The organism is Enterococcus sp. DIV0712 (genome assembly GCF_050554855.1).
Lineage (GTDB): Bacteria > Bacillota > Bacilli > Lactobacillales > Enterococcaceae > Enterococcus > Enterococcus faecalis.
In genome coordinates this window covers 892,195-918,503 of the sequence record NZ_CP187333.1, presented here as the reverse complement: position 1 = coordinate 918,503, position 26,309 = coordinate 892,195, and the positions used below count along the sequence as shown (strand labels likewise).

The 26,309-nt window shown below is 37.7% G+C and carries 30 protein-coding genes; 11 read left to right on the top strand and 19 right to left on the bottom strand.

Annotation, left to right across the window (positions count from 1 at the left end):
- Positions 1-45: 45 nt before the first annotated feature.
- From IGL42_RS04470 to IGL42_RS04460, 3 genes are all read right to left on the bottom strand, one after another.
- Positions 46-1,656 carry a CTP synthase gene (locus tag IGL42_RS04470; RefSeq protein ID WP_002357995.1) on the bottom strand — a complete coding sequence of 537 codons (1,611 nt, stop codon included), beginning with the start codon at positions 1,654-1,656 and terminating at the stop codon, positions 46-48.
- 307 nt (positions 1,657-1,963) lie between these two features.
- Positions 1,964-2,581, bottom strand: coding sequence for a DNA-directed RNA polymerase subunit delta (rpoE, locus tag IGL42_RS04465; RefSeq protein ID WP_002357996.1), 618 nt, complete (start codon positions 2,579-2,581; stop codon positions 1,964-1,966).
- A 76-nt stretch (positions 2,582-2,657) separates the two neighbouring features.
- Positions 2,658-3,095: a DUF1934 domain-containing protein gene (locus tag IGL42_RS04460; protein WP_002382132.1), complete on the bottom strand. Its 438-nt coding sequence runs from the start codon at positions 3,093-3,095 to the stop codon at positions 2,658-2,660.
- A gap of 331 nt (positions 3,096-3,426) precedes the next feature.
- Between IGL42_RS04460 and IGL42_RS04455 the strand changes: the two genes are divergently transcribed.
- Genes IGL42_RS04455 through yidA form a run of 3 tightly spaced genes read left to right on the top strand, consistent with a single transcriptional unit; the run spans position 3,427 to position 6,440 of the window.
- The gene (locus IGL42_RS04455; RefSeq protein WP_025191836.1) at positions 3,427-4,242 is read left to right on the top strand and encodes a lipoate--protein ligase family protein; all 816 of its coding nucleotides are present in this window, start codon (positions 3,427-3,429) and stop codon (positions 4,240-4,242) included.
- Positions 4,239-5,609 (top strand): dNTPase, encoded by a 1,371-nt coding sequence (locus IGL42_RS04450; RefSeq protein WP_002407097.1) that lies wholly within the window; start codon positions 4,239-4,241, stop codon positions 5,607-5,609. Before IGL42_RS04455 ends, IGL42_RS04450 begins: the two co-directional genes overlap by 4 nt.
- Positions 5,610-5,627: 18 nt before the next feature.
- On the top strand, positions 5,628-6,440 hold the full coding sequence (gene yidA, locus IGL42_RS04445) for a sugar-phosphatase (RefSeq protein ID WP_002361624.1): 813 nt from the start codon (positions 5,628-5,630) through the stop codon (positions 6,438-6,440).
- 66 nt (positions 6,441-6,506) lie between these two features.
- On the opposite strand, the gene IGL42_RS04440 is transcribed toward yidA, so the two are convergent.
- Positions 6,507-6,953, bottom strand: coding sequence for an NUDIX hydrolase (locus IGL42_RS04440; RefSeq protein WP_002363716.1), 447 nt, complete (start codon positions 6,951-6,953; stop codon positions 6,507-6,509).
- Between the two features lie 148 nt (positions 6,954-7,101).
- Here IGL42_RS04440 and gloA point away from each other — a divergent pair, with 148 nt between their 5' ends.
- Positions 7,102-7,476, top strand: coding sequence for a lactoylglutathione lyase (gene gloA, locus IGL42_RS04435; protein ID WP_002358003.1), 375 nt, complete (start codon positions 7,102-7,104; stop codon positions 7,474-7,476).
- A 142-nt stretch (positions 7,477-7,618) separates the two neighbouring features.
- A complete protein-coding gene (locus IGL42_RS04430; RefSeq protein WP_002358005.1) occupies positions 7,619-8,341 on the top strand; it encodes a gamma-glutamyl-gamma-aminobutyrate hydrolase family protein in 723 nt (240 codons plus the stop codon).
- Positions 8,342-8,391: 50 nt separating this feature from the next.
- Here IGL42_RS04430 and IGL42_RS04425 read toward each other — a convergent pair whose 3' ends face one another.
- Both IGL42_RS04425 and IGL42_RS04420 read right to left on the bottom strand, forming a co-directional pair.
- Entirely contained in the window at positions 8,392-9,264 is an 873-nt protein-coding gene (locus IGL42_RS04425; protein WP_002382129.1) for an aldo/keto reductase, read from the bottom strand.
- A 28-nt stretch (positions 9,265-9,292) separates the two neighbouring features.
- Entirely contained in the window at positions 9,293-9,655 is a 363-nt protein-coding gene (locus IGL42_RS04420) for a hypothetical protein (RefSeq protein ID WP_002358008.1), read from the bottom strand.
- A 169-nt stretch (positions 9,656-9,824) separates the two neighbouring features.
- Here IGL42_RS04420 and IGL42_RS04415 point away from each other — a divergent pair, with 169 nt between their 5' ends.
- Positions 9,825-10,745 (top strand): mechanosensitive ion channel family protein, encoded by a 921-nt coding sequence (locus IGL42_RS04415; protein WP_002382128.1) that lies wholly within the window; start codon positions 9,825-9,827, stop codon positions 10,743-10,745.
- A gap of 44 nt (positions 10,746-10,789) precedes the next feature.
- On the opposite strand, the gene IGL42_RS04410 is transcribed toward IGL42_RS04415, so the two are convergent.
- The 10 genes from IGL42_RS04410 to ulaG all read right to left on the bottom strand — a co-directional run bounded on the left by IGL42_RS04410 (position 10,790) and on the right by ulaG (position 19,098).
- Positions 10,790-11,959, bottom strand: a complete 1,170-nt coding sequence (locus IGL42_RS04410; protein WP_002386002.1) for an N-acetyldiaminopimelate deacetylase — start codon at positions 11,957-11,959, stop codon at positions 10,790-10,792.
- A gap of 36 nt (positions 11,960-11,995) precedes the next feature.
- On the bottom strand, positions 11,996-12,697 hold the full coding sequence (gene dapD / locus IGL42_RS04405; protein WP_104842511.1) for a 2,3,4,5-tetrahydropyridine-2,6-dicarboxylate N-acetyltransferase: 702 nt from the start codon (positions 12,695-12,697) through the stop codon (positions 11,996-11,998).
- A gap of 80 nt (positions 12,698-12,777) precedes the next feature.
- Positions 12,778-13,266: a cyclic-di-AMP-binding protein CbpB gene (gene cbpB, locus IGL42_RS04400; RefSeq protein ID WP_002358013.1), complete on the bottom strand. Its 489-nt coding sequence runs from the start codon at positions 13,264-13,266 to the stop codon at positions 12,778-12,780.
- A gap of 257 nt (positions 13,267-13,523) precedes the next feature.
- On the bottom strand, positions 13,524-14,234 hold the full coding sequence (locus IGL42_RS04395; protein WP_002358015.1) for an L-ribulose-5-phosphate 4-epimerase: 711 nt from the start codon (positions 14,232-14,234) through the stop codon (positions 13,524-13,526).
- Positions 14,224-15,084, bottom strand: coding sequence for an L-ribulose-5-phosphate 3-epimerase (locus IGL42_RS04390; RefSeq protein WP_002358016.1), 861 nt, complete (start codon positions 15,082-15,084; stop codon positions 14,224-14,226). The genes IGL42_RS04395 and IGL42_RS04390 overlap by 11 nt, the downstream gene beginning before the upstream one ends.
- Before the next feature lie 4 nt (positions 15,085-15,088).
- The gene (locus IGL42_RS04385) at positions 15,089-15,727 is read right to left on the bottom strand and encodes a 3-keto-L-gulonate-6-phosphate decarboxylase UlaD (RefSeq protein WP_002381985.1); all 639 of its coding nucleotides are present in this window, start codon (positions 15,725-15,727) and stop codon (positions 15,089-15,091) included.
- 13 nt (positions 15,728-15,740) lie between these two features.
- Complete coding sequence (locus IGL42_RS04380; protein ID WP_002358018.1) at positions 15,741-16,040, bottom strand: PTS sugar transporter subunit IIB; 300 nt, start codon at positions 16,038-16,040, stop codon at positions 15,741-15,743.
- Positions 16,041-16,054: 14 nt separating this feature from the next.
- Positions 16,055-17,542 (bottom strand): PTS ascorbate transporter subunit IIC, encoded by a 1,488-nt coding sequence (locus tag IGL42_RS04375; RefSeq protein WP_002366460.1) that lies wholly within the window; start codon positions 17,540-17,542, stop codon positions 16,055-16,057.
- Between the two features lie 12 nt (positions 17,543-17,554).
- Positions 17,555-18,013, bottom strand: coding sequence for a PTS sugar transporter subunit IIA (locus IGL42_RS04370; protein WP_010710480.1), 459 nt, complete (start codon positions 18,011-18,013; stop codon positions 17,555-17,557).
- Positions 18,014-18,030: 17 nt separating this feature from the next.
- Positions 18,031-19,098 carry an L-ascorbate 6-phosphate lactonase gene (gene ulaG, locus IGL42_RS04365; RefSeq protein ID WP_010709332.1) on the bottom strand — a complete coding sequence of 356 codons (1,068 nt, stop codon included), beginning with the start codon at positions 19,096-19,098 and terminating at the stop codon, positions 18,031-18,033.
- 193 nt (positions 19,099-19,291) lie between these two features.
- Between ulaG and IGL42_RS04360 the strand changes: the two genes are divergently transcribed.
- On the top strand, positions 19,292-20,056 hold the full coding sequence (locus IGL42_RS04360) for a DeoR/GlpR family DNA-binding transcription regulator (protein ID WP_002382117.1): 765 nt from the start codon (positions 19,292-19,294) through the stop codon (positions 20,054-20,056).
- Positions 20,057-20,149: 93 nt separating this feature from the next.
- Here the strand turns inward: IGL42_RS04360 and IGL42_RS04355 are convergent, their stop codons facing one another.
- From IGL42_RS04355 to racE, 3 genes are read right to left on the bottom strand one after another with little or no spacing between them, the layout of a single operon-like run.
- Positions 20,150-20,662 carry a metallophosphoesterase gene (locus tag IGL42_RS04355; RefSeq protein ID WP_010710482.1) on the bottom strand — a complete coding sequence of 171 codons (513 nt, stop codon included), beginning with the start codon at positions 20,660-20,662 and terminating at the stop codon, positions 20,150-20,152.
- A 12-nt stretch (positions 20,663-20,674) separates the two neighbouring features.
- Positions 20,675-22,030, bottom strand: a complete 1,356-nt coding sequence (gene rph / locus IGL42_RS04350) for a ribonuclease PH (RefSeq protein WP_010710483.1) — start codon at positions 22,028-22,030, stop codon at positions 20,675-20,677.
- Positions 22,023-22,850 (bottom strand): glutamate racemase, encoded by an 828-nt coding sequence (gene racE / locus IGL42_RS04345; RefSeq protein WP_002358027.1) that lies wholly within the window; start codon positions 22,848-22,850, stop codon positions 22,023-22,025. The genes rph and racE overlap by 8 nt, the downstream gene beginning before the upstream one ends.
- A gap of 264 nt (positions 22,851-23,114) precedes the next feature.
- On the opposite strand from racE, the gene IGL42_RS04340 reads away from it, so the two are divergent.
- From IGL42_RS04340 to IGL42_RS04325, 4 genes are read left to right on the top strand one after another with little or no spacing between them, the layout of a single operon-like run.
- Positions 23,115-23,846: an amino acid ABC transporter ATP-binding protein gene (locus IGL42_RS04340; protein WP_002360585.1), complete on the top strand. Its 732-nt coding sequence runs from the start codon at positions 23,115-23,117 to the stop codon at positions 23,844-23,846.
- Positions 23,847-23,880: 34 nt separating this feature from the next.
- Complete coding sequence (locus IGL42_RS04335) at positions 23,881-24,708, top strand: transporter substrate-binding domain-containing protein (protein WP_002360586.1); 828 nt, start codon at positions 23,881-23,883, stop codon at positions 24,706-24,708.
- 45 nt (positions 24,709-24,753) lie between these two features.
- The gene (locus IGL42_RS04330; protein WP_002363695.1) at positions 24,754-25,467 is read left to right on the top strand and encodes an amino acid ABC transporter permease; all 714 of its coding nucleotides are present in this window, start codon (positions 24,754-24,756) and stop codon (positions 25,465-25,467) included.
- Between the two features lie 11 nt (positions 25,468-25,478).
- Positions 25,479-26,144 (top strand): amino acid ABC transporter permease, encoded by a 666-nt coding sequence (locus IGL42_RS04325; protein WP_185776375.1) that lies wholly within the window; start codon positions 25,479-25,481, stop codon positions 26,142-26,144.
- Positions 26,145-26,309: the final 165 nt, after the last annotated feature.

Here is a 26,309-nt window from a genome sequence, read left to right as displayed (position 1 = left end):
ATTAAAAATGGACGAAGTGAACTGAATCACTTCGTCCATTTTTGCTTATTTACTTTCTTTATTTGCCAAAGCTGCACCAACAAATCCTTTGATTAAGCGTTGTGGGCGATTTGGACGAGAAATTAATTCTGGGTGGAATTGACAAGCCACAAAGAATTGTTTTTCAGGAATTTCAACAATCTCAACTAAACGATTATCTGGTGAAACTCCAGAGAAAACTAAGCCATTTTCTTCAAATAATTGACGATATTTGTTGTTAAATTCATAACGATGACGGTGACGTTCTTGGACAACATCTTCATTTCCGTATGCTGCCGCAGTTTTCGTCCCTTTTTTCAATTTACATGGATATAAACCTAAACGTAGTGTGCCACCTAAATTCTCGATGTTTTCTTGATCTGCCATTAAATCAATAATGTTATTTGTCACGTCAGGATTAGTTTCTGCAGAACCAGCATCTTCTAAGCCCACAACGTTACGACCAAATTCTACACAGGCCATTTGCATACCTAAACAAATACCAAGGAATGGTACGTCATTTTCGCGAGCAAAACGAATCGCTTCAATTTTTCCTTCAATTCCACGATCACCAAAACCACCAGGAACCAAAATACCATCTGCTGAACCAATTCTTTCAGCGACATTTTCAGCAGTTAATTCTTGTGAATCAACCCAATCAATTTCGATATCTGAATCAAAATCAAACCCAGCATGTTTTAATGCTTCTACAACAGAAATATAGGCATCTGGTAATTCAACATATTTACCAACCAGCGCAATTTTTGTTTTCTTTTTCAAGTTAAGAACTTTTTCTTCTAATGCACGCCACTCAGTCATGTCTGCAGCCGGTGCATCCAATTTTAAATGATCACAAACAATTTGATCCATGTTTTGTGCTTGAAGTGCTAATGGAATGGAGTATAACGTTTCAACATCACGAGATTCAATTACCGCTTCCGGATTAACATCACAGAATTGTGCTAATTTGTTTTTAGTGTTTTGAGAAACAGGTAATTCCGTACGGACCACTAAAATATTTGGTTGAATCCCTAAACTTCTTAATTCTTTGACACTATGTTGTGTTGGTTTAGTTTTCATTTCGCCAGCCGCTTTTAAGTAAGGAATCAAGGTTGTATGGATGTACATTACGTTGTCACTACCCATATCAGCTTTCATTTGACGCAATGCTTCTAGGAAAGGTAATGATTCGATGTCGCCGACAGTACCACCTACTTCTGTGATAATCACATCGGCATCCGTCATTTTCGCTGCACGCATAATTTTTTCTTTGATTTCATTGGTAATGTGTGGAATAACTTGCACTGTTGCACCTAAGTATTCCCCTTTACGTTCTTTACGTAAGACTTCTGAATAAATTTTCCCAGTGGTTACGTTTGAGTATTTATTTAAGTTAATATCAATAAAACGTTCATAGTGACCTAAGTCCAAATCTGTTTCGGCACCATCATCTGTGACAAAAACCTCTCCATGTTGGTAAGGACTCATTGTCCCCGGATCCACATTAATATATGGATCGAATTTTTGAATCGTTACTTTTAATCCACGATTTTTTAATAATCGTCCTAAAGATGCTGCGACAATCCCTTTTCCGATAGAAGAAACCACGCCACCTGTAACAAAGATGTATTTTGTCATAATAGTTAAAAACCCTTTCTTTGATAATATTTTGTAGAGAGAAGTAAAACAACTTTGAGACTCTTACGTTTCTCCAAATAAAAAAGAAACAAAAATAGAAAAGCTCCCTATCCATTACGAATAGGGAGCTTGTAAGTTCGTTCAAACTTCTGACCTTCTTAAAGGTGCCCAAGTAGTATAATACAAGCAAACGGACATCAGGTCAAGTACTTCTATTCAAGAAAATAATTTTTTCTATTTTCTCATTTTTCTTAAGCATTCAACTAAAAAGCTTGACTCCTTCTTAGGAATCAAGCTTTTTGGTTTCTTACTCTTCAGAATATTCGTCATCAAAATCGTCTTCATCTTCAACATCATCGTCATCAATGATTGTTAAATCTTCTTCGATTTGTGGAATGTCTTCTTCATCATCGTCTGAATCTGCACCAATCTCTTGTAAGTCAGAGTTGTATGCTTTGATTTCTTCATCTTCATCTTCTTCATCATCGTACAAGATGTCTTCTTCATCATCATTTGTTAATTCAGCATCTTCTGGATCGTCATCGTTATAGTCAATTACATCTTCATCGTTTGGATTAGTGATGAAGGCATTTACTTTTTTACGTTTTCTACGACGTGGTGCATCTTCTTCGTCTTCTTCCAAGCCATGTGTAACTTCTTCATCGATTGAATCGATTGGATACCATGAACGTAAGCCCCAACGATTGTCTCCCAATGAGATAAAGCTACCGTCGATGTTTAAATCTGTATAAAATTGTGCTAATTGGTCACGAATTTCACTATCAGACTTGCCAAGATAATTTTGGATTTGGTTAACTAAATCAGAAAAATCCATTACATCTGCATGTTGTTCTAAAATAGCGTGTGCTACTTCAATCATGGATAATTCTTTTTTGTTTAACCCTTCAAATACATTAATTTCCAAGAGGTACACGTCCTTTCACAGTCTACTCCTTATCATACAAAAACATTGAAAAAAAATCAATTCTATTCTGCAATATTTATGCAGTAAATTCTAATTCTAAATGATATTCTCCGATTCGCTCTGTTTGAGAGTATAAATCATAATCAACTAAAATCTTACCAGACATTGGTTGATCTTTTAAACTAACACGCAAATTATGTGTAAACGTACTAATCTGCAGCAAGCCATAAGGGGTTCGATAACTTGTATCTAATTTTTCCTGATAGCCAAATCTTAAACGCATCCGTAATTCGCCAGCACGAATCAACTGAACATGCCCGTCTGGTTCAATTTTAATGGTTACGGGGGTTGGCTCTGTATCCTCTAATAATTCTTCTTTGTAACGAATGTATAATGTATCACCCATTTTTACTAATTGACCTTCTAAGTCAAAGAAAAAATCTTTTTGTTCGTTGCCTTGTTGGACAATCGTTTTTAGTTGAATCGATACAGGAACGCCTGTTGATAAATCCATAATGGTCACTCCTTTTCCAAAATATAACTTTCTTATTGTTGACTTTTTCAATATATTTGTCAACTAAAGTCAATTTTTCCTTGTTTATGTACCTTTTCTTATTGTATAAGCTCTTTTCACGGGTTGCAAGCATTTGTTTCATCTATTTAATAAGAAAACCGTTTACTATTTTAGAGAATTCCTTCAGAATTCGTTTATATAACATGCTTTTTTGCGTTTTTTGTATATAATATAAGAGAGAGTAAGAAAATAAACGTATTAAATGACGTAATTATAAATAGACAGGACGTTTTTTATGAGCACAACTTTTCCCCTTCACACCGAATCATTTATGCTCCTTGATTCAGGTTGTTTAACAAACAGTGACTATTTTTTACCTTTTGCCTTGACCGATGTTTTAACTACTTTTTCAGGAATGCAGCACCAACCAATCATTCATTTCTGGCAATTGGATCAAGCAATGATTCTTGGCATGAAAGATACCCGTGTACCACATCTAAAAGAAGGCATCGCTTCTCTGCAAGAAAACGATTATTCTGTAGTCGTTCGCAATGCCGGCGGTTTAGGGGTGATTGCCGATTTGGGTATTTTAAATGTTTCACTTATTTTACCAAATAATTCTGAACACAAATTAAGTATCGATGCGGCTTATGAATTAATGTGGGCTTGGCTCCGTCAGAGTTTTCCGGAGAAAGAGATTGACGCCTTTGAAATTACTACATCCTATTGTCCCGGTACTTATGATTTAAGTATTGGCGGTCAAAAGTTTGCAGGGATTGCCCAACGACGCGTCAAAGACGGTATTGCTGTCATGATTTACATCAGCGTTAACGGCAATCAACTTGCTCGTGGAGAAGTGGTTCGAGACTTTTACCTTGCTGGGTTACAAGAACAATTTGGTGAAAATGGCTATCCACCCGTTGATCCAGCAGTGATGGCAAATTTAGAAACCCTGATTGAGACTCCATTAACAATAGACGCCGTAAAAACCCGTTTAATCGAAGCATTACCTCAACAATTTGAAAAATCTATTGATCCAAACTTAACCGAACCAATTATAACCTCAGAATGGTTCCAAACAAATTTAACTGTCCAGCTGGAAAAAATGGCGCAACGAAACGCCTTAATTAAAGGAGAGATCGTATGACGATTCCGTATAAAGAGCAGCGATTACCAATCGAAAAAGTTTTTCGTGATCCCGTCCATAATTATATTCATGTCCAACACCAAGTGATTTTAGATCTTATTAATTCTGCTGAAGTGCAACGATTACGTCGCATTAAGCAACTAGGTACTTCTTCTTTTACGTTTCACGGTGCCGAACATAGTCGTTTTTCCCATTCTTTGGGTGTTTACGAAATTACACGTCGGATTTGTGAGATTTTCCAACGTAACTACTCTGTGGAACGATTAGGTGAAAACGGCTGGAATGACGACGAGCGCCTGATTACACTTTGCGCAGCTTTATTACATGATGTCGGTCATGGTCCTTATTCACATACATTCGAGCATATTTTTGATACAAACCATGAAGCAATCACGGTCCAAATCATCACCTCACCAGAAACGGAAGTCTATCAAATTTTAAACCGTGTTTCGGCAGATTTTCCTGAAAAAGTCGCCAGCGTTATTACTAAACAATACCCAAATCCTCAAGTGGTGCAAATGATTTCTAGTCAAATTGATGCCGATCGCATGGACTATCTGTTACGTGATGCTTACTTTACAGGGACGGAATACGGAACTTTCGATTTAACTAGAATCTTACGTGTGATTCGACCCTACAAAGGAGGCATTGCCTTTGCTATGAATGGGATGCATGCTGTGGAAGACTATATCGTTAGTCGTTACCAAATGTATGTCCAAGTCTATTTCCACCCTGTTTCTCGAGGGATGGAAGTGATTCTTGATCATTTATTGCATCGGGCGAAAGAATTATTTGAAAACCCTGAATTTGACTATGATTTACAAGCCTCTCTGCTTGTACCATTCTTTAAAGGGGACTTCACCTTACAAGAATATTTAAAATTGGATGATGGCGTCCTCTCTACGTACTTTACACAATGGATGGATGTGCCTGATTCAATTCTAGGTGATTTAGCCAAACGTTTCCTTATGCGTAAGCCTCTGAAGTCAGCCACCTTTACGAACGAAAAAGAGAGCGCAGCAACGATTGCTTATTTAAGGGAATTGATTGAAAAAGTTGGTTTCAACCCTAAATATTATACTGCCATTAATTCAAGCTATGATTTACCTTACGATTTTTATCGTCCAAATAAAGACCGTCATCGTACACAAATTGAATTGATGCAAAAAGATGGCTCATTAGTGGAATTGGCAACGGTCAGTCCCCTAGTTGCAGCACTTGCTGGTCAGAGTCAAGGAGATGAACGTTTCTATTTCCCTAAAGAAATGCTTGACCAAGTAAATAAAAAACATTACGATTTATTTGATGAGACGTATCGTGAGTTTTCAAGTTACATTCATAATGGTGCGTTAGTTTTAAAAAAATAGGTTTTCTAGGAGGATTCTATGTCAATTAAGTTAGTTGCTATTGATATCGACGGAACATTGCTAAATTCACAACACAAGATTACCCCACGGGTCAAAGAAGCGCTCCAAAAAGCAAATGATCAAGGCGTTCGTATTGTTTTATGTACAGGCCGTCCTTTGCCAGGCGTGAAAGAACAATTGGATGAATTAGCCTTATATGGTGAAAATGATTTCGTGATTACCTACAACGGTTCGCTTGTCCAAGCAACCAAAGATAATACGATTATTTCACGCTATACCTTGAGTTATGAGGATTTTTTAGAAATTGAAATGTATTCTCGTAAAGTCGGCGCTCACTTGCATACAATTGATGATTCCGCTATTTACACTGCCAATCGCAATATTGGTAAATATACGATTCACGAAGCATCTTTAGTGAACATGCCTTTGAAATATCGTACGGTGGATGAAATGACACCAGAGATGAACATTATTAAAATGATGATGATTGATGAGCCGGAAGTTTTAGATCCTGCCATTGCAAAATTACCATTACATTTTACCGAAAAATATACGACTGTTAAAAGTACGCCTTTTTACTATGAAATCATGAATAAAAATGCTAGCAAAGGCAATGCTCTAGCAAAATTGGCAGACCATTTAGGCTTAAATAAAGACGAAGTGATGGCCATTGGTGACAATGAAAATGACTTATCCATGATTGATTACGCTGGGATTGGTGTTGCGATGGGCAATGCGACAGAAAATGTTAAAACAATTGCCGATGTGCATACCACTAGTAATGACGAAGATGGTGTCGCTCAAATTATTGAAAAAATGGTTTTAATTTAAACATTCTTTTCAATAACAATAACCCTCAATCTAATCAACATAGATTGAGGGTTATTCGTTGTTATTTTATGATGCTGCCGCTAGCCATTTTTCAACGGCCCAACGGTGGCTTCCTCTTTTTAATAAACGGACTGCTTCTTCTGGTGCAACCCAGTGTAAAGTATTGGTCCTTTCTAAGGGTTCGCTAAGTTGCCGCCAAGTATTCGCTACATAAAAATAGCCAGGATTATAATAGGCAGTTTGGCGATGGTTCGAATAAAAATATTCATCAGCTTCCCCTAAATAACGGCCAATTTCTACACTAATTCCCAATTCTTCTAGCACTTCTCGATGGATCGCTTCTTCTTTCGTTTCGGTGCCTTCAATTTCGCCTCCTGGTAAAAAATAAGCTCCATTTGGCGCTTGTACCAGAACCATTGTGTTATTTTCTGGCTTTGAAACAATAATGTATGCAGCATATCTTGTTTGATAGGTCAATGTCTCTTCTCTTTTTCCAAACGTTGGCGTTTTCATTGGCGCACCTCTTCTCTTTTCATCTATTTTACCTGAGAAATTCCTTTAGAACAAGTCAGAAACCAAGCGTTTTTCTCTACATTTCACGTTTATCTATGCTACTATTAACGTTGGAAATATAATTAAGTTTGAAAGGGAGTTTTTAACTATGAAAATGGCTCATACATGTGTGCGTGTAAAAGATTTAGAGGCATCATTAGATTTCTATCAAAAAGCCTTCAATTTTGAAGAAAGTCGCCGTCGTGATTTTCCAGAAAATAAATTTACTTTGGTTTATCTAACTTTACCAGGAGACGACTACGAACTAGAACTAACTTATAATTATGATCATGAAGCATACGATTTAGGAAACGGTTATGGTCATATCGCCATCAGTACAGATGATTTAGAAGGATTACACGAAAAACATCAAGCGGCTGGCTTAACTGTCACTGACTTAAAAGGCTTACCTGGAACTGCACCATCTTATTACTTTGTTGTCGACCCAGATGGTTATAAAATCGAAGTCATTCGTGAACGTTAAAAAGTTTCACTTGTTCACTTACTGAGCTTTTTGTGTTTGAGAGCTGTCCGAGACAAAACTTGTCTCGACTTCTTCTCAAACACTTTTTTCAAAAAAAGTGCTACAATAGAACGTATGAATTTATTGAGGATGTGATGTTATTATGACAAAAAAAATTATTGGAATCGCTGGCAATCAACTTTTGCAGGCAGCTGAAGTGTTTCACGGTAACCAAGTGACTTACACCCCACAAGGTTTTGTTAGCGCTGTTCAAGCCGCAGGTGGCGTTCCTCTCGTTTTGCCAATTGGCCCCAAAGAATTAGCCGCTACGTATATACAACAAATTGATAAACTACTTTTAGCAGGCGGTCAAGATGTTGCCCCTGAATTTTACGGACAAGAACCCCATATAAAATTAGAAGAAACGAATCGTGATCGTGACGAGTTTGAATTAGCCCTAATTGAAGAAGCCTTAAAACAAAACAAACCTATTTTTGCGGTTTGCCGTGGAATGCAATTAGTCAATGTTGCTTTAGGTGGCACATTATATCAAGATTTATCGATGTATCCTCAATGGTCAGTTAAGCACGGACAACAACCCACTCAACCAATCTTTGCGACGCATCGTATTGATGTTGAACCAGACAGTCAATTATCAAACATATATGGTACAACTGGTCAAGTCAACTCGTACCATCACCAAGCACTACATACTTTAGGAAAAGATTTACGCGTTACTGCTTGGTCCTCTGATGGCCTTGCAGAAGCAGTGGAATCAACAAATGAACAGCAGCCTTTATTAGCTGTTCAATGGCATCCTGAACTAATGTACGCACGTGATGCCAAATCCCAAGCACTCTTTAACTACTTTGTTCAAAAATTATAGTAAAAACGGAGGGACGTCTTTCGCCCCTCCGTTTTTACTTGCTATCATACTTAAAAATCAAAATTATCTGGATCTGCACCAAAACGATGATCCTTATTTAACTGATTAATTGCGGTTATTTCTTCTGGTGTTAATTCAAAATCAAAGACAGCAAAATTTTCCTGAATTCTTTTTTCGTGAACAGATTTAGGAATCACGATAATATCATTTTGTAAGTGCCAACGAATAATCACTTGGGCCGCTGATTTACCATATTTTTCACCAATTTTCACTAGTACTGGTTCAGATAATAAATTACCTTGTCCTAGAGGAGACCAAGCCTCCACGGCAATCTTATTTTCGGCTAAATATTTTCGTAGCGGTTCTTGTGTTAACGTAGGATGTAATTCAATTTGATCCACCATTGGCACAACATTTGCTTCTGTTAATAAATCTTCCAAATGATGTTGATGAAAATTGGAAACGCCAATTGCTTTGGCACGACCACTTGCGTAAATTTCTTCTAATGCTTTCCATGATTCTTTATATTTACCAGCAACAGGCCAGTGAATTAAATATAAATCAACATAGTCTAACCCTAATTTTTCTAAGCTTTTATCAAATGCTTTAATCGCATTTTCATAGCCTTGATCTTCATTCCATAATTTCGTCGTCACGAAAATTTCTTCGCGGGGAATACCCGATTGACGAATGCCTTCGCCCACCCCTGCTTCGTTTTTATAAACGGCTGCCGTATCAATCAAGCGATAACCCGCTTCTAAAGCCCATTTTACTGAATTGGTTGCTTCTGAGCCATCTTCTACACGCCAAACGCCTAAACCTAGGCGTGGCATTTCATTGCCGTTTGCTAATTTTTTTGTTTTATCCAAAGTCATGTGTTTCTTCAGTCCCTTCATTTTCATTACTTTTAGTATACTACGCATTCTTCTTTCACGAAACAATCACGACTCGTCAGGTCATTTTCTTTATTTTCAATAAATAACGACGCCAATAGGTCAGCACTCCGATTAGTGCCACAACTACAATTGTTCGACCGCTAACGCTTCCAATCCACAGTTTAACTGCAAGTAACCAGATACAAAAGAGATAAACACAGGACCAATTAAAGGAAACTTTCAATGTACATGATTCCGCAATTTCGATTATCTGACTACTAAAAAAACGACTCCCTAATCGTAAAGCGACTGGATTATGGAAGATGAATGTTCGTCGCTTGTCAGCCGTTAAGCGAGTAGCACATCGCTCATCAATAAAAATTGTTACAGGTAATTTAGAAAGTAAATCATTTTTTGCCCATTCAATTGAAACTTTCACGCAGCACTCACAACCTTTAACAAAATTATAAAATATATTATTTATTTACAAAATTATAACATTCCTAAAAAAACATGTTAAGTCTTTAAAAAAACTTTCTATTTTCTTCCCCTTTCGCCGAGAGATTTAGTATACTAAAAGAAGAAATTTTAGAGAAAGTTGGATTTTTATGTTGATACTTGGTTTAGCCAGTACTGAAACAGTCGATTCTTCTGCTCCTGATTTAGCAGAAGCGACCGTAAAAAAAGTGAGCGCGCTACAACGCTTTTGGAACAATATTAATTGGGATGCCATTGTCGCTACCTTAATTGAAAAAAGTTTATCAATTTTATTTTTAATTTTTCTATTTTTTATCATTCAGCGAATCGGGAAATATTTAATTGATCGCACCTATGCAAATTATAGTAAAAAGCAACATTTTAGTGAAAGCCGTTTAAAAACATTACACACTTTAATCATTAATGCATTTCAATATACGCTGTTCTTTTTCTTCATCTATTCTCTTTTGACCATTGTCGGTGTGCCTGTTGGCTCATTATTAGCCGGAGCGGGAATTGCCGGTGTTGCCATTGGTTTAGGGGCTCAAGGATTCATGAATGACTTAATTACCGGATTTTTCATTATTTTAGAACAACAAATGGATGTAGGCGATTATATTCGCTTATTGGCGTTAAATATTGAAGGAACTGTTACTTCTGTCGGATTACGAACCACTCAAATTAAAGCGGTTGATGGAACTGTTCATTTTATTCCAAACCGAAACATCACCACAATCAGTAACCTGTCTCGTGCCAATATGCAAGTGTTAATTGATGTCCGCATCAATCCTGAAGAAGGTTATGAAAAAATTTGTGAAGTGATTACAGAAGTCAATGAAACATTAAAAGAAAAGTATATCGAAAGTATTCAAACTGGGCCAGATATTTTTGGTATGGTCGATTTAGGCAATGGCAACTTTGCGGTGCGAACGACCATGTATGTACTAAACGGCAAACAATTTGCGGTCAAAGAAGAATTTCTAGCCCAATATATCAAAGCATTAACAGAGGCCGGTTTTACGATTCCCAATACGCCCATTATTGCAAAATAAAAAACAGCCACCAGATATTTATTAGTTATCTGGTGGCTGTTTTTCTAATTGTCCAATGATTTTAAAAAGCCACTAACTGCCTCCACTCCAAACAATAACGCCTCTTCGTTCGGTTCAAACTTAGCAGAATGAAGGCTGTAGGGACTTGCCACGCCTAACCAAAACATCGTGCCTGGGACTTTAGACAATAGATAGCCAAAATCTTCACCTGTCATTGCAACCGGTGCTTGTTGAAATTGAACTGTTGCTTGTTTGCTCATGTATTCAATAAAATTCGTGGTACATGCTGGCTCATTCACTACAGGTAAATACCCTTTCTGATCAAGATGAACAGTTACTTCACATTGAAAAGATTGCGCAATACCTTCACTAATTTCGCGAATTCTTCGCTGCGTTTGTTCATTCGTTTCTGCTGTCAATGTGCGAATTGTACCAGATAAAGTTGCTTCTTCGGCAATCACATTGCAGGCAGTCCCTGCATGAAAAGTTCCAAAGGTAACGACTGCCCCAACCACAGGATCAACATTTCGACTAACGATCGTTTGCGCTTGCTGAATTAAATTGGTGGCCGCTAAGACCATATCATTCGCTTGATGCGGAAAAGCCGCATGTCCACCTTTTCCTTTTAAGGTAATGTTCACTTCACAAGTGGCAGCAAACAATGTCCCTACTCTGGTACTAATAGTTCCGACTGGCAAATCAGGATTAACATGAAGCGCATAAAATTCATCAGGTAACCACTCACCAAACGCATGGTCTTCATACATCAACATCCCCCCTGCTTCATTTTCTTCAGCAGGTTGAAATAAAAATAAAAAGTTATTGTCTGGTTGCTGTTGACTTAATTCTTTCAAAACCCCTAAACCGATTGTCATGTGAAAATCGTGCCCACAGGCATGCATAAACCCTGGTCGTTTTGATTGAAAAGCAGAAACCACTTCCTCTTGAATAGGCAAACCATCAATATCAGCACGCCAGCCGATGGTTTTCTGAGGATTTTTGCCTTCTATGAAGACTAAAATCCCCGTTTGCCATGTTCTAACTTGCAGATAAGGTTGCTTCATTTTATCAATTTCATTAAGTAAAAAGGCTTGTGTTTCCTTTTCTTCTAGACCGATTTCAGGTATTTGATGTAGTTGCCGTCTAATCGCAATTAATTCTTCTTGCTCCACAAAAGCCACTCCTTCATTTTTTGGGTAATCGAAAGCCGCCATGAAGAAGTTTCTTCATCGCGACTGACTAATTTATTTTTAGAGTTTACGTAATTCTTCTAAAATCTCTGTTTTACTCTTGGTTTTATCATCAATTTGTTTAATTACTTTTGCTGGCACGCCTGCGACAACGGTATGCGCTGGAACGTCTTCCACAACTACTGCCCCAGCAGCCACAACGGCACCTTCACCAACACGAACCCCTTCTAGTACGACCGCATTCGCTCCAATGACAACCTCGTTTTCAATAACCACAGGTGCGGCACTTGGTGGTTCAATGACACCAGCTAAAACCGTTCCTGCGCCAATATGACAATGCTTCCCTACAGTTGCACGACCGCCTAAAACAGCGCCCATATCAATCATAGTCCCTGCACCAATGACGGCGCCAATATTTAGAATAGCCCCCATCATAATCACCGCTTGATCGCCAATTTCAACTTTTTCGCGAATCAAAGCACCTGGTTCAATCCGAGCATTAATGTCTTTCAAATCAAGAAAAGGAATTGCTGAGTTACGTGCATCGTTTTCTACAACATAATCCTCAATTTTTTCTTTGTTTGCTTCTAAAAAAGGTTTTACGTCAGCCCAATCGCCAAACAATGTCCCAGTTTTACAATTATTAAAGACCTTAATTGTTTCCGGAAACGTGACTTCTTTTAATTGCCCTTTCAGTGTTACTTTAACAGGCGTTTGCTTTTTGGCATCGCCAATATACTGAATAATCTCATATGCGTCCAATCACAGCACTCCTTTACTTCGTGTTATCATACAGAATAACGCATTTATGAGAAAAAAGTAAAGAGTTTCTTGCGTTTTATTTAAATTACTTTCATTTCTTCTTCTGATTTAGGCAGAACAAGATGATGTTTTTCTAATTCATGCGCCATATGATTGACCGCTTTTAAAATTTCTTTGCGTGTAATGATGCCCTTAAAGCGTTGATTATCATCAACCACTGGTAAAAAAGAAGCATCTACTAATAAATGTAACACTTCTTCTAAATCCCACGATTCACCAATTACAGGAACATTGACTTCCATTACATCGGCCACAGTAAATTCATTCAATTTTTCAAAATCCACTGAAGTCAAATCAAACATTTTATCTACAACGTCTGTCAAGCCGATTAAGCCAACAAAGCGATCTCCCTTATCTAACACAGGAATCTTGGAATAGCGAACTTGCGATAAGACTAATGCCGCATGACTTAATGGATTTAAACACATTACGTTGGCGACATTTTCGGCGGGTACTAAAAACGTTTCTTGTTTTTCTAATAATAATTCTTTTACAGCAGTCCCTATCATGATTGGGTTGCCTCCATTTCTAATTCTTTAACACGTAACTTATTGTACCTAATTCTGCGGAAAAAGTCTTGGAATTCGCAAATTCTTCATAACTTAACAAACGAAAATTAACGTTTTGTTCTATTCTCCCCCAAAATAAGAGAACGCTTTCTTAAAAAAACAAAAACTTAGTTGTCCCATAACAGACAACTAAGTTTTTATAAAAGACCAATTAATCAGTCAATTATCCTTCTTTTTCACACGTTTCATCACAGCCATCACTGACCATAATAAGCGGAAATCCCATGTTTTCTAAGATAGTGTTTATCCAATAAAAAATGATCAATTGGTTCAACAGCTGGGTTAATTATTTCCGTCAAACGTGCCATTGAACAGATTTCATCTAAAATCAAGCTGTTTTCAACTGCTTTTTCCGGAGTCATTCCCCAAGTAAATGGGCCATGTCCATAAACTAACACTCCTGGAACTGCTAAAGGATCTAATTCTTGTTCATGAAATGTTTCAACAATGACTTTGCCAGTCTCTTCTTCATAGTTTTCTTTAATTTCACTTTCAGAGAGCGCTCTTGTGCAAGGTACAGCGCCATAAAAAGCATCCGCATGGGTGGTACCGTAAGGAGGTAAGGCTCGCCCTGCTTGAGCCCACGTAACACTATTCAGGGAGTGCGTGTGCGCAATCGCTCCAATTTCTGGCATTTTTTGATAAAGATAAAGATGCGTGGGTAAATCAGAAGACGGCTTTAATGCATTGGTTTCCAATAGTTGTCCGTTTAAATCAGTCACTACCATCTGTTCCTTGGACATTTCTTGATACTTGACGCCGCTTGGTTTAATTACGATAATCCCTAATGACCGATTGATTTCACTAACATTGCCCCACGTTAATTTGACTAAGCCCAGTTTTGGCAAAGCCAGATTCGCTTCATAAACACGTTGTTTCATTGCTTGGATGATCGCTTTATTGTTCATAATAACCCACCTCTGCTAATTTGGGATAGAGATACTGCTGCGCGGCTTGAATTTTTTCTTGAAAATTCAAATCCGTTTCATTCCACATTTCAATTAAAAAAGGACCACTATAGTTTAAACGCTTGAGTGTTTTCAATAAGCCTGTAAAATCAACACAGCCTTCTCCAAAAGTAACTTCCCGAAACTTCCCTTCAAATGTGTCTGTTACAGCGAAGGTATCTTTTAAGTGAATAGCAGCGATTTCAGCAATTCCCTTTTCAAGCTCAACCGCCGGATTATTTTCCGGCCAAGCAGACAAATTACCTAAATCAGGATAGACATGCAAAAAAGGAGACGGAATTTGTTCCTTAATTTCTAGAAATTTTTGTATGCTATTCATAAAAGGGTCATCCATAATCTCAACAGCCAGAATGACACCGTATTGTGCAGCTTCCTCAACGCCCTTTTTCAGACCTTGAAGAAAAAATTCCCTTGTTTCGGCAGTTTTTTCTTCGTAAAAGACGTCATAGCCAGCTATTTGAATTACCCGTATGTTTAATTGATGAGCCAAACGAATCGCTTGAGATAAAATTTTCCGTCCTTTTTCACGTGTTTCTTTATTTAAAGAGCCTAAAGGGAACCGCCGATGACCACTTAAACACAAAGAATGGATAAAAAAATCTTCTTTCACCATTAATTGAGAAAGTTCTTGTAACTGGCTTGGTGTCCAAGCCAATCGTGCTAAACGTTCATCGGATTCATCAATTGACATTTCTAAAAAATCAAACCCTAACTTTTTGGCCCATGTTAATCGTTCTGCCCAAGTTAAATTTTGCGGGAGTGCTTTTTCATACAGTCCAATTCGTGCCATTTTATCACTTCCAAATCTGATCGATTTTTTTTTGAAAATCTTTGGCTGCTTGTTCAGGATTTTTTGATTCAGTAATCCCACGGCCCGCAATAAATGTTGCGACTGCCATTGTTTGAAACAATTCAAGCGTTTCGACAGTTAAACCACCTGTGACGGACACTTCAAAGCCTAAGTCAATTAGTTCTTGAACTTTATTCAAATCTTTCTCTCCCCAACTGCCGCCAGCTAAAAGAGCATCTCTACTTTGATGATAAATCACCTGATTAATCCCTAATTCTCGCCATTGTCGAGCTTGTTGCATTGTCCAATTTCCATATAGTTCTACTTGTAATTCTCGGACTTCTTTTTGAGCTGCAGCCATCGTTGGTAAGGTGGCGCAACAAATGACCGTCATGAAATCAGCGCCTGCTTGTGCGACATTACGAGCAACTGTACCGCCCGCATCAGCACATTTTGTATCAGCAACAATCGTTTTATTAGGAAACATGCGTTTTAAACAACGAATTGCTTTTTGGCCTTCTTGTAAACACAAAATAGTGCCAACTTCGATAATATCGACAATTTCTCCGACTTTCATACAATCTGCTAAAGCGTCTTCTAAGCTATTATGATCTAAAGCGATTTGTAAGTTTGGTCTTTTCATCTTTCCCATCCTTTTATTCAGATTTTTGATAACGATCTGAAGCCATATATTTTTCTTGAATTTCTTTTGCAGACATTACATTTTTAATGCCAATCACTGTGACTCCACGTTTTTCTGCTTGCTGAAACATTTGTAAAAAATTGACTGGAGTAAAAACAACGTCGTATTGGCTAGCAGAGCTTTTTCCTTCTGAAATGGCGCAATGATGAATTTTTGTAATCGGTACACCTAGTTCTTTCATTGCTTTTTCAACACTCCGCATCATCATTAGACTCGTGCCAGAACCATTGGCACAGGAAACAAGTATTCTCATTTCAAATTCCTCCTTTAATTCTCTTGAAATTTTTTAGCATATTGTTCATAATCATTGACAATCATAAAGTAACCTTCTGGATTTTTTCGATACTGAAGTTGCGGAATTATTAGTAACCCAATCACCACCACTGCTACGCCAACATAGCCTAGAACTTTCATAATGATTGTAAATAACGGCCAAGCTGTCGCCCAATCGAACATGCCCAAATAACCGCCATATTGAGATAATCCAATCCATGTAGCAAATAAAGCTGAGCCACCTACTTGGATTAAACCTGAAAGGAATGGGAATAAACAAGCAGCTTTTACTCCGCCACGATTATTTGCATAAACAGCTATGACAGCGTTATCAAAAAACAATGGGATAAAACCCGCAATAACGATTGTCGGAGACTTTAATAGAATCAGTAAGCCAATCATTAAAAACTGGCCTAATGCGCCAAAGAGAAACCCAATTGTTACTGCGTTGGGCGAGCCAAATCCGAAAGTCGCTGCTACGTCAATCCCAGGAACAGCGCCTGGTAAAATGGTATTTGAAATCCCTTGGAATGACTGCGTCAACTCGTCGACAAAGGTTCTAACGCCTAATTGTAAGATAGCTAAGTAGACAGCAAAATTTAATGAAGTGGTCATGATATAAAAGAAGAAACTCTGCCCTTCTTGCATAAATTTAGCTTGAATTAAATAATCTTGTCCCAAAACAAGCAAGATAATGCCAAAGAAAAAGAGCATCAAAATGGACGTAGCAACCATATTTTCATTAAAAATGGATAGAAATCCTGGTAATTCGATATCTTCCAATTTTTTATCGACCTTCTCTGAACGATGTTTCTTTTGATCACGTTTTTTCAACCATTCTGCTAATTTTGCAAAAATAAATATGCCAAACATTTGTTGATGGGCTACCGCAAAACCAGCACCTTCTGTTAATTCCTGCGTAATCCCTACCGTTAAATTTGAAGCAACTGCCCAATAACACCCAAGAATTAAGCCCATAAAAATTAGTACTTCGATTCTACCTAAGTTAGGAAAACAAAAGAGTAAAATCCAGAAAGCGGTAGCTGCTTGTTGAATCTGAACATTCCCTGTTGTAAAAACGGCTCTCAATTTTGTATATTTTTGAAAACGAACCAACAAAATATTCATAATAAATGCAATCAATAACAAAATCATCACATCACCAAAGGTTCGTCCAAAGGTTTTCATCAATCCTGCATCGACTGCATTTTGCCCGAAATATGGATCGGTAACCATCGCCTGTAAATTAAATCGCTCTTTCAAGCCTACTAGAATAGGGCGAAAATTATTAACCAAACCACCAGAACCAACACTCAAAATAAAATAACCAACTGTCGCTTTCAGAAAACCTGCTAAACATTCATAAAAGGGCCTCCGTAACAAGAGATAACCTAATAACACGATGAAACCAATCAAATATGCTGGCTGTGTTAAAACGTTCGTAGCAAAATAAGTCCAACTATTTAACAAGAACTCCCCCATTGATTTTTCCCCCTATAATTGATATTTCTCCATAACTTCTTTAAAATCCATTGGCGTGTTTGTTTCTAACAAGTCAGCAATCACGCCATCCGTCATCAATAAATCCATCAATTGCTGAATATTTTCAAGATGTTCGGCGGGATTTTGGGCTGCCAATGTAAAAAATAAGGTTGCTGTTTTTGCTTCTTGATCGCCAGTAAAAGTGACAGATTGCTTAAATTTTGTAAAAGAAATGGCCGTTCCAAAAACACCTGCGCTTTCCTCTGATGAATGTGGCATAGCTACTTCAGGAGCAATGATGATATAAGGTCCAAACGTTTCGACACACTGGATAATCTCATCGACGTAACTCTGATCGATGATGTGTTTTTGGAGTAAAATCAAACAACTTTCCTGAATCGCCTCTTGCCAACTAATCGGTTCTTTATCAGGGTAATGAATAAGCTCTTGTTCCCAAAAATAAGTTAACATTGTACATCCAGCCTTTCTTACAAGAATGAAGGAAATGGTGTATCATTTTCTTTAACAAAAACATCATCAAAGCCACGATCAAAGTTAAATTCTAAGTTGTCTTTGTCATCTGGATAAACAAATTTGCCACCCACTTGCCAAATATATGGTTTAAATTGATAATGTAAACGATCTTTTTTAAATTTCCAAATTTCCATGATTTCTTTTGGATCCGCCATAAAATTAGACCAAATATCATAATGAACGGGAATGACTACTTTCGCATTTAAAGATTCTGCCATTCTCAACATATCAACAGAAGTTATTTTATCTGTGATACCGCGAGGATTTTCGCCATATGCTCCTAAGCAAACATCAATTGCATATTGATTACCATGTTTCGCAAACAAGTTAGAATAATGAGAGTCTCCGGCGTGATATACCGTACCACCTGAGGTTTCAAATAGATAATTGACAGCTAGTTCATTCATGTCCTGAGGCATTTTACCTTTAAATGTATTTTCAGGATCATCAGAAGTAATTAGCGCGGTTCGATCAAAAGCTTCCAAGGCCACTACATTCACATCATTCACTTTGATTTCTTGACCAGGTTCTATAACCCGTGTTTTTTCTGCCGGAACACCCCAACGTTGCCATGTTTTCACTACTTCTTTTGGACCAATAAATAGAGCCTTAGGACAATTTTGATGAACAGCAGCAGCTGTGTGAATATCCAAATGGTCTGAATGAATATGTGTGACAACTAAAGCATCTACCTCTTTTATTTCAAAAGGATCAATCACAAAAGGTTGTGTTCTTAAATTAGGTTGCATTTTTTGGCAACCACTCATGCGCATCATTTGATGGCCATTTTTCATTAAGCCGTTCCCGTGCGTTTGTTTTCCTGTTCCACACCATAAATCACATAAAATATTCGTGTTCTCATGCGTTTTCAGCCAAATACCTGTACAACCAAGCCACCAAAGTGCAACCGTTCCTTGAAGCACATTTGTCTGATTAATTTCTTCGTTTAAATAAGTGCCCCATTCTGGAAATGTCGCCTTCAACCAACTTTCTTTTGTAATTTCATGAATCGATTTGTTCATGCTACCACTCCTCTTCTCAAATGATTGTGTTATGCTTTATAAGAAAATCATAGCCGCAAAAAATCACAATGAAAACCCTTTTATATGATTGTTTGCACTTTTAATGATTCTTTTACGTGTTTTGTTTTCCTATGAGTTATACTATTTCATGGGGGACCGTGTCCAAAAAAATAACTAAAGGAGGTTGTATTACTTGAAAAGTTCATTAGAAACCATTGAAAAAAGGCAACAAAACATTCTCGCGCTGCTGCAAAAAAACAAACAAATGACTACCTATAAATTAGCAGATGCTTTAAATGTTTCCTTAAGCACAATTCGTCGTGATTTAAATGTCTTAGAAACTAAGAATGACATCATTCGAAAATATGGGTATTGTATTTACAACGACCAAAATCAGAAAGACTTTGATCAATCAGGACCGGAGTTATTAAAACAAGCCATTGCTCGTGTTGCTTGTAGCTATCTAAGTGATTATGATACCGTTTTCATTAATTCAAGTTCCACTGCTTTGAATATTCTCCATTATTTAAAGGCCGACCATCTGACCATCGTAACGAATAATTTAAAAATTGCCACCAAGCCTCATGTTTCTCAATACAATTATATTTTGACCGGAGGCGAATTACGTTTTCCCAAAGAAGTTCTGGTAGGAGATATTGCCATTAACACAATCACCGCAACGCATGCCGATGTTTGCGTAATTGGCTGTAGCGGGGTCAGTTTAGAACATGGCGTCACTACAAAAATTTTCAATGAAGCAAAAATTAATGAGCTTATGATAAAACAAACAACAAAAGTAAAAATTCTGGTCGCGGACCATCGAAAAATCGGCTTGACGTCTAAATTTAAAATTGCTGATATTACCGCTTTTGATTGTTTGATTACAGACAAACATTGCTCATCAACTTTAATTACAGAACTTCGTAAGACCGGCTTAAAGGTTATCCAAGTCGACTAAAAAAAGAGCGTAGGACAAAAATCTCTTTTGGATTTTTGTCCTACGCTCAAAATCTGATAAATAAAAAAGTAGCACTTATTTCTTAACATTCACTTACTTCGTAAACGTTGCCTTTAATCGTTCCAATGGTTGGTGCTCTTTGTTATAGTACTGAACGAGATATTGTTCAGGTGTACTTTCAATTATGGCATATGTTTTCTCTTGAACTGGTCCACGAGGTAAACGAATACTTCCCGGATTAACAAAGAGAATGTTATTGTGTCGCTCTGCGCCGAGTACATGAGTGTGACCAAATAAGCCAATTGTCGCTCCTGCTTCTTCCGCTTGTAAAGCAAGTGTCGTGAGTCCCATTCTAACATTGGCTAAATGACCATGTGTCATATAAATAACTTGATCCCCCACTTTTTTAGTCACAGTTTTGGGAAATTCATCATAAAAATCACAATTTCCTTGGACTACAATTAATTTCTGCCAAAGTTCATCTGTCGGTTCTAATTCAGAATCACCACAGTGAAAGAGTGCATCGACTTGTCCTTCATAATGATTCACTAAGTCAACTAAACAGTCGCGATCGCCATGGTTATCGCTTACTACCAAGATTTTCATACGTTTCAACTCCTATTTTTTTAGCCATTCTTCCCATTGTTCTTTTAATTTTGCCACTGCTTGTCCACGATGACTAACTTTATTTTTCTCTTCTCCAGACAATTCAGCTGCTGTCTTACCAAGCTCTGGAACATAGAAAAGTGAATCGTACCCAAAGCCTCCTTCACCACGAGGAATCGTGCCGACTTCTCCTGGCCATTCAGCTTCGACCACCAGACTTTCTTTCTTTGGTTCAGCAAAAACCAATGTACAATGGAAACGCGCTTGTCTTTTTTCTTTTGGCACGCCCGTTAACTCATGCAATAGTTTCGCATTATTTGAAGCATCGTTAGTTGGTTCACCAGCAAAACGAGCAGAATAGATTCCTGGCATTCCCCCTAACGCATCAACAATTAATCCTGAATCATCTGCTAATACTGGTTTCTGTAAAATTTCTGCAATTGTTTCAGCTTTTAGACGAGCATTTTCTTCAAATGTTCGACCAGTTTCTTCTACATCTGGCAAATTCGGATAATCTAATAACGTCTTAACCGTATATCCTTTTTCAGCAAAAATTGAACTAAACTCTTTCGCTTTACCAGGATTTCTAGTTGCAATGACAATCACTTTCTCTTCTGAATCTTGCGAAGGGACTTCTTCAGAGGCTAAAGCATAAAGCGCTTCTTTCTGATACGCAATTAATTCCTCGATCCCTGTTTTTCCATAAAAGAGCATGGCATTTAACTCATCTCCTGAGAAGGTAGCTTCTTCACCCGTTCCTTGAATTTCCACAAATTCACCAGACTCGGTCATCACGATGTTCATATCCACTGCAGCATTCGAGTCCTCTGCGTAATCTAAGTCCAGCACACAATAACCATCGGGTAAAATACCCACGCTGACAGCAGCTAAATGCTCTTTAATTGGGTCTTCCGCTAGCGCACCAGTCATCAATAAATGATTGACTGCTAAGCGTAGAGCAACAAAAGCGCCTGTAATACTAGCTGTACGGGTTCCCCCATCTGCTTGAATCACATCACAATCGACAACAATGCTCCGTTCCCCTAACTTTTCTAAGTCAACAACAGCTCGCAATGACCGCCCAATCAAACGTTGAATCTCCATTGTTCGCCCTGTTAATTTTCCTTTCGCACTTTCCCGAATATTTCTTGTGTTCGTCGCGCGAGGGAGCATGCTATATTCAGCTGCTACCCAACCTGTTCCCCCGCCTCGTAAAAATGGGGGAACCTTTTCTTCGACAGTGGCTGAGCAAATTACTTTTGTATCGCCAAACGAAATAACCACCGAACCTTCTGGATGTTTAAAAACATTGGTTTCAATAGTGATCTTTCGCAATTCTTTTGGTGCACGACTATCATGTCTAATCATTTTCGTTTCCTCCTAAGTGAATCTGTTGTGCTTTTAAGTTCTCTATACCAAGCCAACTGCTTGCAATCTCTTCAAACATTTTTGCAGAACCAGTTGTATAAAATTCATGGGGCTGTGTAGGCGCTTCAGGCGTGTGGGCAATGTCAAAATAATCGAGAAGCATGCTGACTTCGCCAACTGTTTCGGCTCCTGAGTCAATTAATGTCACATGACTCCCCATCACATTTTGAATCACCGGACGTAACAACGGGTAATGGGTACAACCTAAAATCAACGTATCAAGTCCTTTTAATTGTAGTGCTTGAAGTGTTTCTGCCACAATTTTTTTTGCTACGGAAGAACGATATTGATTACTTTCAACAATGGGGACAAATTTAGGGCAAGCTAAACTAGTCACCTCAATTGCTGGTGCCTTACTTTTAATGGCGATTTCATAGGAAGCACTTTTGATTGTACCTAAGGTACCTATGACACCAATTTTGTTATTTTTTGTGACTTTAACGGCTGCTCGTGCGCCAGGTAAAATAACACCGACAACTGGAATTGGCAAGGCAGCTTTAATTTCTTCTAATGCGACAGCCGTCGCGGTATTACATGCGATTACTAGCATTTTTATTCGTTTTTTCAATAAAAAATCGGCCATTTCCCAAGTAAACTGAACGACTTGTTCGGCTGGTCGTGGACCATATGGGCAACGGGCTGTATCTCCTAAATAAATTAATCGTTCATTTGGTAATTGTTTTAGCGCTTCCTTTAAAACAGTTAATCCACCAACGCCAGAATCAATTAATCCAATGGCTTCTTGATTGCTCATTCTCATCCTACCTTTGCCTTTTATTCACTGCCTTTATTTTCTACTTTTTAAGGACTATTGTCAATTTTTCCTGTTTTGCTCTCATTTATTTCTTTTTTTGAAGGAAATCTTTTTCGATTAAAAAACTAGTAATTCATTTTTTTGTATGTTATAATTCCTAACATTGAGAATACAATTAGAAATACATTTGGTTAATTTAATTTAAATAACATGTTTCTCACCGAATCCTCTGTTATCTTTTCTACCAAATGATTGCAAAGGAGACTGCCTATGATTTCTTTAGAACATGTAAATAAGTATTTTGGGGAGCATCACGTTTTAAAAGATATTACTTTGAATGTAGAGCAAGGAGAAAAAATTGTCATTATCGGACCCTCCGGCTCTGGCAAAAGTACATTAATTCGGTGTATGAACCAATTGGAAAAAGTCAATGATGGTTCCGTCGTAATTGATAACATTGACATCACCAAACCGAAAGCACCGATTCAAAAAGTTCGCCAGAAAGTTGCCATGGTCTTTCAAAATTTTAACTTATATGCTCACAAAACGATTATTGATAATTTAACGTTAGCACCGATTAAAGTGATGGGCGTTTCCAAAGACGAAGCGGTTCGTACTGGCATGGAGTATTTAGAACGGGTCGGCTTAGCTGATAAAGCTTCTGCTTATCCTTCGCAGCTTTCTGGCGGGCAGCAACAACGGGTCGCTATTGCTCGTGCCTTAAATATGCATCCTGAGATTATCCTTTTTGATGAACCGACTTCGGCACTTGATCCAGAAATGATTCAAGAAGTTTTAGATGTAATGGTCGATCTTTCCAAACAAAATATTACCATGGTTTGTGTCACACATGAGATGGGCTTTGCTCGTCAAGTGGCTGACCGTGTAATCTTCATGGACCAAGGACAGATTATTGAACAAGGAACGCCTGAACATTTCTTTACAAGCACTGAAAACCCTCGTGCAAAAGAATTTCTAAGCAAAATTATTCATAACGGGTAATGAATAAAAAAACAAAAAATTGGAGGAATGAACAATGAAAAAACAAAATAAATGGCTAGCTGGACTCTCCTTACTTGTATTAGCAGGCATCATTGTTGGCTGTGGTAGCGGCAACAATGACTCAACTTCCAAAAGTGCTTCATCAAACAAAACGGTCACAGTAGAACAATTAAAAAAAGCAGGGAAAATTAAAGTAGGTGTCAAAGAAGACATTCCTAATTTTGGCTATATGAATCCTGATACAAACAAAAATGAAGGAATGGAACCAGATATTGCACGCTTGATTGCGAAAGAAATTACCGGCAGCGAAGAGAATGTGGAATTTGTGGGCGTGACAGCGAAAACGCGCGGTCCCCTTTTAGACAATGGTGAACTAGATATGGTAATTGCTACATTTACAATTACTGATGAACGTAAAAAGACTTATAATTTTACAACTCCCTATTATACAGATGAGATTGGTTTCCTTGTGCGCAAAGAGGATAACTTCTCCAGTATGAAAGATTTAGACGGAAAAACAATCGGCGTTGCACAATCTGCTACGACAAAAGAAAACTTAGAGAAAAAAGCGCAAGAGGAAGGAATCAAATTTACTTATCAAGAATTAGGTTCCTATCCAGAATTAAAAACAGCGTTAACTTCTAAACGAATTGATGCATTTTCAGTGGATAAATCAATCCTATCTGGCTATGTGGATGGCAAGACAGAAATTTTAAAAGATGGTTTTTCGCCACAAGAATATGGAATTACCACAAAGAAAGCAAATACTGAATTAAATGATTATCTAAATGGTTTAATTGAAAAATGGGAAAAAGACGGCACACTAGAAAAAATTTATCAAGACTGGGGCTTAAAAAATTAATCATTCCTAAGACTTGAAGAATCAAAAATTTTAGGAGGGATTTTTATGTTTTTGTTAGCCAATATTTCCTGGCTTGAAGAAGGGCCATTTGCCTTATATCGTTGGGAAGCTTTATTTCAAGATTGGCGAATTTTTGGTCAGGCATTTCTCTATACTATTCTGCTTTCTTTAGGAGCGATCTTAGTTGCCTTTGCTTTAGGCATTTTCTTTGGCAGTTTATCAGCGACCAAAAGTAAACTTTTACACGCAATTAGTCGTGTCTATGTAGAATTTTTTCAAAACACACCTTTGTTGATTCAATTTATCGTAGTCTATTACGGCTTTCCTCTGCTAAGCCCGCTGCTTTCATTTTCTATTACTACGATTGCCATTCTGTGTGTAGGCCTCTATCATGGCGCCTACATTTCTGAAGTGGTTCGCTCAGGAATCGGAGCTGTCCCAAGAGGGCAATTTGAAGCGGCTTACTCCCAAGGATTAACGTATGGTCAAACGATGCGGTATGTGATTTTACCACAAGCATGGCGGATTATGTTACCGCCTTTAACTAATCAAGTCGTGAATCTAATTAAAAATACGTCAACAGTTGCCATTATTTCTGGCGCTGACGTAATGTTTGCTGCCAATAGTTGGTCGTCTGTCAACTTGAACTATATTCCCGCCTTTGCGCTTGCTGGTTTCTTATATTTCATTCTTTGCTTCCCATTAGCGAATTTGGCTAGAAAAATGGAAGAAAAAAATAAGAAAGCATATAGCAGATAGGAGGAAAACAGATGCCTTTTTCAGAAGAAATGCGTCAATTACTGACAGCAAATAATTTTCAATTTCTATTTAACGGCTTAAAATTGACGCTCTATATTTCCTTCGTCTCAATTATTTTGAGTACGATTTTTGGCACCATTCTAGCCGTTTTGCGAAATCAAACCCATGGACCACTGAAGTTACTTGCCAGTATTTATGTAGAAGTGGTGCGTAATATTCCAAACTTATTGTGGATTTATGTTATTTTTTTGATTTTCAAAATCAAATCCACACCTGCTGGAATTGTGAGTTTTACTGTGTTTACTACCGCTGCTTTAGCGGAAATTATTCGTGGTGGTTTAAATGGTGTTGATAAAGGCCAAATTGAAGCGGCGCGTTCTCAAGGGTTTTCAAATTGGCAAATTCTTTATCATATTGTTTTGCCTCAAGCCATTCGCAATGTTTTACCAGCGATCGTTTCTCAGTTTGTTACTGTCATCAAGGATACAAGTTTCTTGTATTCCGTAATTGCTTTACAAGAACTCTTTGGCAAATCTTATATCTTAATGGGGCGCTACGCACAAACAGGACAAGTATTCACTCTTTACGGAATCGTCGCCCTAATTTATTTCATTATTAACTTTAGTATCTCGCAATTTTCACGTTGGCTATCACGAAATTGGGCGAAAAGTTATTAATGTAGTTAAAAACAGGAGGCTGAGACAAAAGTGTTTAGCTCCAAGAAATAAGAAGGAATTTCCGAAAATTGTTCTTTAATTTTTGGAGAATTTCGGCTTATTTCCGAAGGAGCTGCTTTTGTTCAGCTGATTATCTTAAGATTTAGAAAGTGGGGCATAAGTCAT

Excerpts from the sequence above, each read along its gene's own strand:
- IGL42_RS04470 (WP_002357995.1), bottom strand. The coding sequence starts at position 1,656 with ATGACAAAATACATCTTTGTTACAGGTGGCGTGGTTTCTTCTATCGGA.
- IGL42_RS04460 (WP_002382132.1), bottom strand. The coding sequence starts at position 3,095 with ATGGATTTATCAACAGGCGTTCCTGTATCGATTCAACTAAAAACGATT.
- IGL42_RS04455 (WP_025191836.1), top strand. The coding sequence starts at position 3,427 with ATGCTCCTTGATTCAGGTTGTTTAACAAACAGTGACTATTTTTTACCT.
- IGL42_RS04450 (WP_002407097.1), top strand. The coding sequence starts at position 4,239 with ATGACGATTCCGTATAAAGAGCAGCGATTACCAATCGAAAAAGTTTTT.
- yidA (WP_002361624.1), top strand. The coding sequence starts at position 5,628 with ATGTCAATTAAGTTAGTTGCTATTGATATCGACGGAACATTGCTAAAT.
- IGL42_RS04440 (WP_002363716.1), bottom strand. The coding sequence starts at position 6,953 with ATGAAAACGCCAACGTTTGGAAAAAGAGAAGAGACATTGACCTATCAA.
- gloA (WP_002358003.1), top strand. The coding sequence starts at position 7,102 with ATGAAAATGGCTCATACATGTGTGCGTGTAAAAGATTTAGAGGCATCA.
- IGL42_RS04430 (WP_002358005.1), top strand. The coding sequence starts at position 7,619 with ATGACAAAAAAAATTATTGGAATCGCTGGCAATCAACTTTTGCAGGCA.
- IGL42_RS04425 (WP_002382129.1), bottom strand. The coding sequence starts at position 9,264 with ATGCGTAGTATACTAAAAGTAATGAAAATGAAGGGACTGAAGAAACAC.
- IGL42_RS04415 (WP_002382128.1), top strand. The coding sequence starts at position 9,825 with ATGTTGATACTTGGTTTAGCCAGTACTGAAACAGTCGATTCTTCTGCT.
- IGL42_RS04410 (WP_002386002.1), bottom strand. The coding sequence starts at position 11,959 with ATGGCGGCTTTCGATTACCCAAAAAATGAAGGAGTGGCTTTTGTGGAG.
- cbpB (WP_002358013.1), bottom strand. The coding sequence starts at position 13,266 with ATGATAGGGACTGCTGTAAAAGAATTATTATTAGAAAAACAAGAAACG.
- IGL42_RS04395 (WP_002358015.1), bottom strand. The coding sequence starts at position 14,234 with ATGAACAATAAAGCGATCATCCAAGCAATGAAACAACGTGTTTATGAA.
- IGL42_RS04390 (WP_002358016.1), bottom strand. The coding sequence starts at position 15,084 with ATGGCACGAATTGGACTGTATGAAAAAGCACTCCCGCAAAATTTAACT.
- IGL42_RS04385 (WP_002381985.1), bottom strand. The coding sequence starts at position 15,727 with ATGAAAAGACCAAACTTACAAATCGCTTTAGATCATAATAGCTTAGAA.
- IGL42_RS04380 (WP_002358018.1), bottom strand. The coding sequence starts at position 16,040 with ATGAGAATACTTGTTTCCTGTGCCAATGGTTCTGGCACGAGTCTAATG.
- IGL42_RS04375 (WP_002366460.1), bottom strand. The coding sequence starts at position 17,542 with ATGGGGGAGTTCTTGTTAAATAGTTGGACTTATTTTGCTACGAACGTT.
- IGL42_RS04370 (WP_010710480.1), bottom strand. The coding sequence starts at position 18,013 with ATGTTAACTTATTTTTGGGAACAAGAGCTTATTCATTACCCTGATAAA.
- ulaG (WP_010709332.1), bottom strand. The coding sequence starts at position 19,098 with ATGAACAAATCGATTCATGAAATTACAAAAGAAAGTTGGTTGAAGGCG.
- IGL42_RS04355 (WP_010710482.1), bottom strand. The coding sequence starts at position 20,662 with ATGAAAATCTTGGTAGTAAGCGATAACCATGGCGATCGCGACTGTTTA.
- rph (WP_010710483.1), bottom strand. The coding sequence starts at position 22,030 with ATGATTAGACATGATAGTCGTGCACCAAAAGAATTGCGAAAGATCACT.
- racE (WP_002358027.1), bottom strand. The coding sequence starts at position 22,850 with ATGAGAATGAGCAATCAAGAAGCCATTGGATTAATTGATTCTGGCGTT.
- IGL42_RS04340 (WP_002360585.1), top strand. The coding sequence starts at position 23,115 with ATGATTTCTTTAGAACATGTAAATAAGTATTTTGGGGAGCATCACGTT.
- IGL42_RS04335 (WP_002360586.1), top strand. The coding sequence starts at position 23,881 with ATGAAAAAACAAAATAAATGGCTAGCTGGACTCTCCTTACTTGTATTA.
- IGL42_RS04330 (WP_002363695.1), top strand. The coding sequence starts at position 24,754 with ATGTTTTTGTTAGCCAATATTTCCTGGCTTGAAGAAGGGCCATTTGCC.
- IGL42_RS04325 (WP_185776375.1), top strand. The coding sequence starts at position 25,479 with ATGCCTTTTTCAGAAGAAATGCGTCAATTACTGACAGCAAATAATTTT.